Source organism: Pedomonas sp., from assembly GCF_036515995.1.
Classification (GTDB): Bacteria; Pseudomonadota; Alphaproteobacteria; order Sphingomonadales; family Sphingomonadaceae; genus Pedomonas.
Genome location: NZ_DATBUP010000227.1, coordinates 20,527 through 29,502 on the forward strand (window position 1 = coordinate 20,527; position 8,976 = coordinate 29,502).

General features: G+C 62.4%; 9 protein-coding genes. 1 reads left to right on the forward strand and 8 read right to left on the reverse strand.

The annotated features are described in order from the left end of the window. Positions 1–167 precede the first annotated feature (167 nt). Entirely contained in the window at positions 168–1,385 is a 1,218-nt protein-coding gene (cml, locus tag VIG90_RS16710) for a CmlA/FloR family chloramphenicol efflux MFS transporter (protein WP_331594657.1), read from the forward strand. Between the two features lie 83 nt (positions 1,386–1,468). Here the strand turns inward: cml and VIG90_RS16715 are convergent, their stop codons facing one another. From VIG90_RS16715 to VIG90_RS16750, 8 genes are all read right to left on the reverse strand, one after another. Next, positions 1,469–2,695, reverse strand: coding sequence for an IucA/IucC family C-terminal-domain containing protein (locus tag VIG90_RS16715; protein ID WP_331594658.1), 1,227 nt, complete (start codon positions 2,693–2,695; stop codon positions 1,469–1,471). Positions 2,696–2,906: 211 nt separating this feature from the next. After that, positions 2,907–3,482, reverse strand: coding sequence for a YceI family protein (locus tag VIG90_RS16720; protein WP_331594659.1), 576 nt, complete (start codon positions 3,480–3,482; stop codon positions 2,907–2,909). An 11-nt stretch (positions 3,483–3,493) separates the two neighbouring features. Continuing rightward, complete coding sequence (locus VIG90_RS16725; protein WP_331594660.1) at positions 3,494–4,060, reverse strand: cytochrome b; 567 nt, start codon at positions 4,058–4,060, stop codon at positions 3,494–3,496. Positions 4,061–4,096: 36 nt separating this feature from the next. Next, positions 4,097–4,732, reverse strand: a complete 636-nt coding sequence (locus VIG90_RS16730; protein WP_331594661.1) for a YceI family protein — start codon at positions 4,730–4,732, stop codon at positions 4,097–4,099. A 277-nt stretch (positions 4,733–5,009) separates the two neighbouring features. Continuing rightward, entirely contained in the window at positions 5,010–5,510 is a 501-nt protein-coding gene (locus VIG90_RS16735; RefSeq protein ID WP_331594662.1) for a CarD family transcriptional regulator, read from the reverse strand. Positions 5,511–5,796: 286 nt separating this feature from the next. Beyond that, positions 5,797–6,135, reverse strand: a complete 339-nt coding sequence (fdxA, locus tag VIG90_RS16740) for a ferredoxin FdxA (RefSeq protein ID WP_331594663.1) — start codon at positions 6,133–6,135, stop codon at positions 5,797–5,799. Between the two features lie 148 nt (positions 6,136–6,283). Continuing rightward, entirely contained in the window at positions 6,284–6,601 is a 318-nt protein-coding gene (locus tag VIG90_RS16745; RefSeq protein ID WP_331594664.1) for an RNA-binding S4 domain-containing protein, read from the reverse strand. 24 nt (positions 6,602–6,625) lie between these two features. Further along, positions 6,626–8,976, reverse strand: a 2,351-nt coding sequence (locus tag VIG90_RS16750) for a helicase-related protein (protein WP_331594665.1), incomplete at its 5' end; no start/stop codon positions are given.

Sequence of the window (8,976 nt, forward strand, 5' to 3'; positions counted from 1 at the left end):
CAACGCCATTTGAAAACGAGCTAGAGCCATGGGAAGCTGCAAGTCCTCAGACAGGTAAGCCGCAACAACGCCTTCATTGTTGTTGCGGCATCTGCTTCCACTCACTGCCCTTAATTTGCGAAAGCAGATCGCCGCCGAATGTTACTCATTTGAGCGGATGAACACTCATGTCTTTCGTAAAGCCCCGCATCTGGGGATACTCTCTGCCGGCAGCCCTGCTGCTGATGGCACCTTTTGATATCCTCGCATCGCTGGCAATGGACATTTACCTGCCCGTCGTGCCTGCGATGCCCGGCATCCTTCACACCACGCCCACCGTCATTCAGCTGACCCTGGCCCTCTACATGGTCACGCTTGGGCTCGGGCAGATCCTCTTCGGACCGCTCTCGGACCGAATTGGCCGCCGCCCCGTCCTGATCGGTGGCGCTCTCCTGTTTGCGAGCGCGTCGCTTCTGCTCGCCATGACAGCCTCCGCCCCTGTTTTCGTCGGCCTGCGGTTTCTGCAAGGCATGGGAGCCTCTGCGGCGCTCGTCGCCACTTTCGCAACAGTGCGCGATGTGTATGCAGAGAAGCCCGAGGGCGCGGTAATCTATGGAATGTTCAGTTCAATACTGGCGTTCGTCCCTGCGCTCGGCCCCATTGCCGGTGCCGTCCTCGCCAACTTGTACGGATGGCGGGCCATTTTTTTCACGCTCGCCATACTGGCAGCAGTGGCACTCGTGCATGCCTGGCGACGCTGGCCGGAGACACGCAGCACGGATCGCCCGGCTCCGAAGGCAGCGTTCCGGAAAATCCTCGGCAGTTACGCCTTCTGGACCTACACGCTCGGTTTCAGCACTGCGATGGGGGCCTTCTTCGTCTTCTTCTCAACCGCGCCCCGTGTTCTGATCGGCCAGGCAGGCTTCTCCGAAATGGCGTTTAGCGTGGCGTTCGCAACGGTTGCGCTTGTGATGATCGCGACAACACGATGTGCCAGGGCGTTGATTGCCAGATGGGGCATTCCCGGCAGCCTTGCCAGAGGAATGGGAACCATACTGCTTGGAGCCGCCCTCCTTGCCGCAGGACAACTGCTGTGGACGGCCTCGTTCTGGACGTTCGTCCTTCCTATGTGGATCATTGCGATCGGCATGATCTTTGCAGCATCGGTCACGGCGAACGGCGCGCTTCAGGAGTTCGGCGCGGTGGCAGGCACGGCCGTTGCCCTGCACTTCTGTGTGCAGAGCCTGATTGTTGCCGGAGCCGGAACCGTGCTGGTCGTCCTGCTTGACGGCGATACGGCCTGGCCGCTCATCGCCTATTGCACCGTCATGACAAGTGCCACGTTAACAGCACTGGCGGGACTGCAACGGCGGAAGACCCGTTCGGGCACCTCGCCCGCACTATAATCGCAACCAACCCTGGCCTTGTGAGTAGCTTTGCTTACGGGCGCGCACGGTTTCGGCCGGCGCGCCCTTTTGCAGTGACCACATCAGCGCCAGACGGGGGTTTGATTCATGTCCACAAGTTTGAAGTCACCGCCGGGCTGCGGTTCATTTGAGAAATAGAACATTGTTCGCGGCGGGAAGAAGCGATCAGCGTCGGGGAACGCCTGGTGGAAAGCGTCGCGTACGCGACTGCGGACCGCCTCTTCGTGGATCTGGTAAAAAGGCCTGAGGGTTTTCAGAACGTAATCGAAGAACTCGTGGCCAATGAAGCGGTCATAGACGAGGCTGTAGCGCGGGGGTGCCGGATAGTCTGACGACCCGCCGACTCCCGCTCCTGCAAAAGGCACTGCAAGGCCGCGCCGCTGCCGGGTATCCAGATCGACCCAGGCATCGAAATCGCGGTGAACCACGCGCTCGGGCAAGAAATTCTCATCCAGTTCCAGCAAGGTATTTTGCCCATGGGATTCCAGCAGCACGCCCCAGTTACGAGCAACCTCGACCCAGCACTCAACCACGGGAATCAGGATATGATCGACCAGAAATGCTTCCGGCTGGAGGCCTGATCGCTCGATCATCTGCACGATCAGCGGCGGATCGCCTGGATGGTTCAAGTCCCCGCCATAAAGCGCAAAGCAGGGAACAAGAGCCTTCTTTGCGTGAAATGGGCGGGGACTGGTCTCCCTGATCACGAAGCCCCACCCTTCCTTGTCATCGCCAATGGCCATTCCGAGGGCTTCCGGCAGATAGGCGAACCTCGCCATGTCGACATGGGCCAAATCCCGGCTGATGGCGATGCTGTTCTCGATGTTCTTGCGCCTGAGCCGCCGATTGAAACGGGAAATGCGGCGGGGGAGATGCAGCTTGATGAAATGAGGCGGAACGTCTCCGCCAGACGTACAGGTGAAGACCGTCCGGGTAGAGGCCGTCGGGGCGACCGCAACCCGCCCGGCGTGGGGACAGGCCTTCAGTTCATCAAGATGCTCGATGCCGGGCAGGTCCCACACCTCCGGATGCACCATGAAAAGCACGTGTTCCGGCCTGATGTAATGCTCCAGAAGGCGCTGCGAAGGGTCAGCCTCAAATATGGAAACGCGATATCTGGGCACGCATATACCGAACAGATCAAAGGATGGCGTGCCGGATCGAGGCTGATACTGGGGCGCGACTTCTGACCGGGCGGCGAAGGGACTATACGTCCGCGTCCCTTCGTTCACATACCTTTCCATGTAGAGAAGCGCTTCGTGCCCCTCTGAAACCGCTTCGATTTTCATATGCGCCACCACCTCTCGCCCATACGGCGAGCGGTTCCCGGCATTGCATTCCTGAGGCGGGTGCGCCGTTGCGTGCGCATGACGCCATCTCTCCGCCGCGACCTCACCGAGGCTCTGGCGAATAAACCCTCAACTGCCACATGCGGTTCATCTGCACGGGCGTGCGCCAACGACGTCCCGGGGGCGCCGCCGCCCGGCTTGGCTCAGCGCCTTACTTCGCCGTCGCGACCACCTTCACCTGAACCGGAATGTCGAGTGAGACCCAGTCGCCCTTGGCATCGGAGCCGCTGCCGATACCCCAGGCGGTGCGCTTGACCGTCATCCTCCCGGTCATGGTGGCGGTGTTGCCGGCGATGTCCAGCGTGAACGGCAGTTTCACCGGCACGGACTTGCCGCGCAGAGTCAGCTGACCGTCGGCGACATAATCGTTGCTACCGGTCTTGGTGATTTTGGTGGCAACGAACTTCGCCTGCCGCGCCTTGGCGATGTCGAACCAGTCTGCACTCGGCAGCGTCTTGTCGTACATGGCATCGCCGGTCTTGGCGGAGGCCAGATCGATGCTTACCGCGACCTTGGCCGCCTCCGGCCTTGCCGGATCAAAATCGATATTCGCCTGCCATATCGTGAAGCTGCCCTTGAAGGTCTTGCCCACATGCTGGCCGCTAAAGCTGATGCTGCTTTGCTTTGCATCTACCGCCCATGGCCGCGCATCGGCAGCAGTTGCAAACCCCATGCTACTGGCCAGCAACAGGCTGGTGACGGATAGGAAAACGGATCGGTTGCGCATAACCATACTCCTTAACGGCTCAGCCACGGCAGCATGCGGGCCAGCACATCGTCCCGGTCGATGAAATGGTGCTTGAGCGCGCCGCCCACGTGCAGGAACAGAAGGCCAACCGCACCGAAGGCGAGCAGTTCATGCACTTCTTCCGCCGCGCCGTTGATCTGCAGGGCACTGGCGGCATTGGTCAGCTGTGTGATATGCGGCCACTCGAACAGCCCGAACCACATGGTCGGCAATCCGAACGGACTGGTCGAGACGATCACCCAGCCCGACAGCGGCATGACCAGCAGGATCACATAGAATGCCCAGGCGGTGGCATGCGCCGCCGTCTTCTGCCAGCCGGGCATGGCATCCGGCAGCGCAGGTGCCGGATGCCCCAGCCGCCACAGCAGCCGCACGACAGTCAGCACCAGCACGGTCAGGCCGAGCGACTTGTGAAGCTGGAAAACCTCGAAGGCCAGCGCTTGCGTTTCAGGGTTCCTGATGGCGTCTCCCATCCAGAACCCCGCTATCAGCAGGGCAATCACCGCCAGAGCGATCAGCCAGTGCAAAATCACCGCAACCGTCGAATACCGACTCATTTGAGGGCCTTCCAGCTTCTGAACGCCTGATGCAGCTTACTTCTTTTCGAGGAATTCTGCCTCGATCAGAACGGTTACCTCATCGCCAACCATCGGCACCATGTTCTTCACACCGAAGTCGGAGCGCTTGAACGTGGTGGAGGCGGAAAAGCCGAGGGCACCGCCGCCGCGCATCGGATGGGTCTTGGCGCCGTTCAACGTCACGTCCAGCGTCACCGGCTTGGTGACCCCATGCAGCGTCAGGTCGCCGTGAACCTTGCCGGTGGCCTCGGTCAGTCGCTCCACCTTGGTGGAGACGAACTTGATCTCCGGATACTGCGCGGAATTCAGGAACACCTCGCCCGCAATCTTGGCGTCAAAGTTTTCCTGCTTGGGGAACGGGTAGTCCGTGCGCACCGACTTGGGATCGATGGTCACGCTGAGGGTGCTGTTCTCCGGCTTGGCGGCATCGAAGTTCAGCGTGGCGTCGAACTTGGTGAAGCGGGCCGTGTAGTTGGACAGGCCCATGTGGTTCACCTTCCACACGACGCTGGCATGGGTCGGGTCGAGCGTATAGGTGCCGCTCGGCACTTCCAGCGCCGCAGCAGTCGGCTGCTGTGCAACAGCAGCGCCCGTCAGGCCGGAAGCCAGCAGCGGAACCGCCACCAGGGCAGCCAGTACCTTCTTGTTCATGGGTTTATCCTCCGGAGAAATTCTTAGCCGAGCCGGTCTGCGCGCAGCTGCCTGATCACGGATCAGAAACATGGCGTGCCGTCACCCGGCCCGTACCACTTAGATATGCCGAACACCTTCACGTGGCGAGTAAGGCCGCAACGGTTTCTTTCTCCGCGATTTGAGAACAATCCTTCCCGACCGGCAATCCCCCTTCCCCACAATGCCAACGCCCCAAACGAAAACGACCGCCCTTTGGGGGAGGGCGGCCGTTCTCGCATTGAGTCTTGAGCAGGGATCAGGCTGCCTTGAGCACCTTGTGGATCTTGTCCTGCGCGGTCTGCTCGTCGATGTTCTCCATCGCGGCAAGCTCGCGGGCCAGACGGCTGATTGCCGCTTCGTAGATCTGGCGCTCGGAATAGGACTGTTCCGGCTGGTCATCGGCGCGGTGCAGGTCGCGCACCACTTCAGCGATGGAGACCAGATCGCCCGAGTTGATCTTGGCTTCATATTCCTGCGCGCGGCGCGACCACATGGTCCGCTTGATGCGCGGCTTGCCCTTCAGGGTGGTCAGGGCTTCCTGCAGGGTCGCCTGGCTGGAGAGCTTGCGCATACCGACGGCTTCTGCCTTGTTCATCGGGACCCGAAGGGTCATCCGCTCTTTCTCGAAGCGGATCACATAGAGTTCGAGCTGCACGCCAGCCACTTCGGTGGCTTCAAGCTCGATCACCCGGCCCACGCCATGCTTGGGGTAGACAACGTAGTCGCCCACGACGAACTTCAGGGATTTTGCCGCCATTCTTAGTATCCTGTCATCTCTCTGCACAGAACGTCCAAGCAAGGGCACGACTCATACCGTTTCAGCGCTGACCACGGAGGTGGCCGCGCGATGCCCGCTAAAATCCGGGGAGAGGATTGGCCTGCGTTGCGCCAAAACAGTTCAAATTCGTGCGTTAGACGTCGTCGCAAGCATGTAACATAAAGGGCGCATAATTTCCACCCCTTTATGCCGCATTGCAACGTGAAGCGCCCCGCGTTCGAGATGAACGCGAGGAACTCATCAACAGATAGACCGGAAAACTGGTTTAGCTACCCTGCCCCGGATTCTCCGAGAAGAGCGTGGCCAGCTTGTTCTCGACGCCCTTGTAGTCGTCGGCGTCGGCGGGTGGCGTGCCCTTGGTGGTGATGTTCGGCCAGACGGCGGAATACTTGGCGTTCAGCTCCAGCCAGCTTTCCAGCCCTGCCTCGGTATCCGGCAGAATGGCCTCGGCCGGGCATTCCGGCTCGCACACGCCGCAGTCGATGCATTCGTTCGGATTGATGACGAGCATGTTCTCGCCCTCGTAGAAGCAGTCCACGGGGCACACTTCAACGCAATCCATATACTTGCAACGAATGCATGCGTCGGTAACGACGTAGGCCATCTTAAGTCCGGCTCCTTTAATTCGATACCCCGTCTGCTAGCGAAGCACCCATGGGCCGTCAACACCCATATGGGCGGATAATAGCAGCAGAGCATTCTCAACCGAAGCCGAAACGGCGCAAAAAGACGGGCCGGAGCCTGTCAAAGCGTCAGATGGTGGCGGCTTCCGTTGCAATTTCCGGCACTGTCATGGCGGCCGGCTGCGGGCTGAGGTCACTGTAGAGCAGTCGCGCCGTCGAGTACGGTCCGCGGCGCTCCGCCATCCCCTCCACCTTCACCACGACCACCCGCCCCGCCTTGGGGAAGCTGATGACCGAACCGACCCGGACCGCCGCATGCGGCTTGTCCACCACCCGCCCGTCCATTCTCAGGTGGCGGCTGCTGCACATGGCCGCAGCCTCCACACGGGTCTTAAACAGACGGGCAAACCACAACCACTTGTCCAGCCGCTGCGAGCCGTTGTCCATGCAGGCACGTCTCCTTCCGAGAGCCTAGTTCCGATGCCAGGCGGCAAGTGCAGCGAACGGGGACGCAGGCTGGGCGGTCTGACGCTCGACCTGCGCCACGCGGCGGCGATTTGCTGCGTGGCCTTTCCACTTATACGCAACGATCGAGGGGGCATCTTCGCCCTCCTCGGACTTCATCATGGTGCGGCGATAGCCGAGGGCCACCATCAGCCGGGCGAAATCCGTCTGACTGAGCCCCACCATCGAGACCAGCTGCCCCGTCGGCACGATAGGCCCGCCGTCCTTGCCGCCATCGCGCAGCATGTCCATCAGCCGCTCGACCAGATCGACCCTCACGGCCTTGTCTCCCACAGCCCAGTAACCGGCGGCGGTATAGGCGGCAGGCGATATGCCCTGCGTTACGCCCATGGAGACCGGAGCATTGTCCGGCAACTCAGGAATGGCATCCACCATCGGGTTCGCTGACGCCCACAGGGCCATACGCCAGCGCATGGCCGCAGGCTTCAGCGCGGCAGGCACGAACACGTGCCGCGCGCCAATCTTGATGCCGGCCTTGGCCAGCCAGCGCCGCTCGTCCCGGCTCAAGGCCCTGAGCTGCGCTTCTGCGCTGGCGCGCGTGACCACGCCCAGACCATCGATCAACTGCACCGCCAGCCCGCGGGCCGGGCCGCCCACGTTGCGCGCGCCCCTACCTTCCAGCTCGCCCTCGGCCAGCACGGCCAGCCGCAGCAACGGCTTCAGCAGCTTCTCCGTCCGCAGTTTGACCCAGGTCTCCAGCCGGGCCAGCACCGCAGTCTTGTCCAGAAGCGGCAGTGCCGCTGCGCCAGCCTCCAGCCGCACGCGGGGAGACAGAGCATCCCGGCCGGGGATCAGCGTTGCGACCCAGGCGCCCTTCCACAGCAGCCGTACATAGGGGGCTGCCGGCGCGAACTCATAGGCGATGTCCGCTTCCTCGCTTCCGGCCAGCGCCTTGGCCCGGCGGCTCATCTCGGCCGCCAGTGCCCGATCCGCTGCCGCCATCATGCGGCGGCGGTCTTCATGGCGGGCATCGGGATCAATGGTGAAATTGAAGCCGGACAGCGTGCCGATGGAGTGGCCCTCCACCTCAACCGAGCCATTCTCATCAACTTCCACATCAATGGCCGTGCGCCCGCCAGCCTGCCGCAACAGCACGGAGGTGCGCCGGTCGACGAACCGCTGGATCAGTCGCTCGTGCAACACGTCGGAGAGCTTGTCCTCCAGCGCGCGGGCGCGTCCCGCCCAGTGGGCCGGGTCGTCCAGCCAGTCGGCGCGCTGGGAGACGTAAGACCATGTGCGAATGCCGGCGATACGGCCCGCAATCGTCTCGATATCACCGTTTACCTGATCCAGCCGAGCGATTTCGGCCGCGATCCAGTCCGTCGGCAGCGTACCGTTGCCCTCCGACAGATGCTTGAAAATGCGCAGCACGAGGCGGGCGTGAATGTCCGGGCTTACCTTGCGGTAGTCCGGTACCTGACAGGCATCCCACAGGCGGCGCACGCGATTGCTGCGCCGCGCCCGGTCCTCCACCAGCGGTTCGCCGGCCAGGCGGCGCAGCACGGCCACGTCCACCGCATCATCCGCCCGCATCAGCTCCAGACGCGGCGGGCGCGTATCAAGCGAACGCAGCAGGTCACCAACGGAGTTAAAGCTCAGGCTGGCGTTGCGCCAGATCAGCCGCTCGAGCGGCGCGAAGGTATGGTTCTCAATGGCCACCACTTCTTCCGGCATCAGGCCCTTGCGCTCATCCGCGCCGAACTGGACCGCACCAAAGGTGCCGTCCCGCTGGTGCCGCCCGGCGCGGCCAGCGATCTGGGCCATCTCTGCAGGCGTCAGCCGGCGGTGGCGCTTGCCGTCGAACTTGTGCAGCCCGGCGAATGCCACGTGGGTGATGTCCATGTTCAGGCCCATGCCGATGGCGTCTGTCGCCACCAAATAGTCCACCTCGCCAGATTGATAGAGCCCCACCTGCGCGTTGCGGGTGCGAGGGGACAGCGACCCCATCACCACGGCGACGCCGCCGCGCTGCCGGCGCAGCATCTCGCCGATGGCGTATACCTGATCCGCCGAGAAGGCGACGATCGCGCTGCGCTTGGGCAGACGCGAGAGCTTCTTCGGTGCGGCATAGGAAAGAGTAGAAAAGCGCGGCCTCGAAATGATCTCCGCATCGGGCAGCAGCTTGCTGATCAAGGGCCGCAGCGCGTCCGAGCCGAGAATCATCGTCTCGTCCCGGCCCCGCGCCCGCAAGATTCGGTCGGTAAAGATGTGTCCCCGCTCATCATCCGCGCCCAGCTGCGCCTCGTCGATCGCAACGAAGGACACATCCTTGTCCAGCGGCATCGATTCTGCGGTGC

Bases quoted from the DNA above. Each gene is read 5' to 3' on its own strand.
- fdxA (WP_331594663.1), bottom strand. From the start codon at position 6,135: ATGGCCTACGTCGTTACCGACGCATGCATTCGTTGCAAGTATATGGAT.
- VIG90_RS16735 (WP_331594662.1), bottom strand. From the start codon at position 5,510: ATGGCGGCAAAATCCCTGAAGTTCGTCGTGGGCGACTACGTTGTCTAC.
- VIG90_RS16715 (WP_331594658.1), bottom strand. From the start codon at position 2,695: ATGAAAATCGAAGCGGTTTCAGAGGGGCACGAAGCGCTTCTCTACATG.
- VIG90_RS16725 (WP_331594660.1), bottom strand. From the start codon at position 4,060: ATGAGTCGGTATTCGACGGTTGCGGTGATTTTGCACTGGCTGATCGCT.
- cml (WP_331594657.1), top strand. From the start codon at position 168: ATGTCTTTCGTAAAGCCCCGCATCTGGGGATACTCTCTGCCGGCAGCC.
- VIG90_RS16730 (WP_331594661.1), bottom strand. From the start codon at position 4,732: ATGAACAAGAAGGTACTGGCTGCCCTGGTGGCGGTTCCGCTGCTGGCT.
- VIG90_RS16745 (WP_331594664.1), bottom strand. From the start codon at position 6,601: ATGGACAACGGCTCGCAGCGGCTGGACAAGTGGTTGTGGTTTGCCCGT.
- VIG90_RS16720 (WP_331594659.1), bottom strand. From the start codon at position 3,482: ATGCGCAACCGATCCGTTTTCCTATCCGTCACCAGCCTGTTGCTGGCC.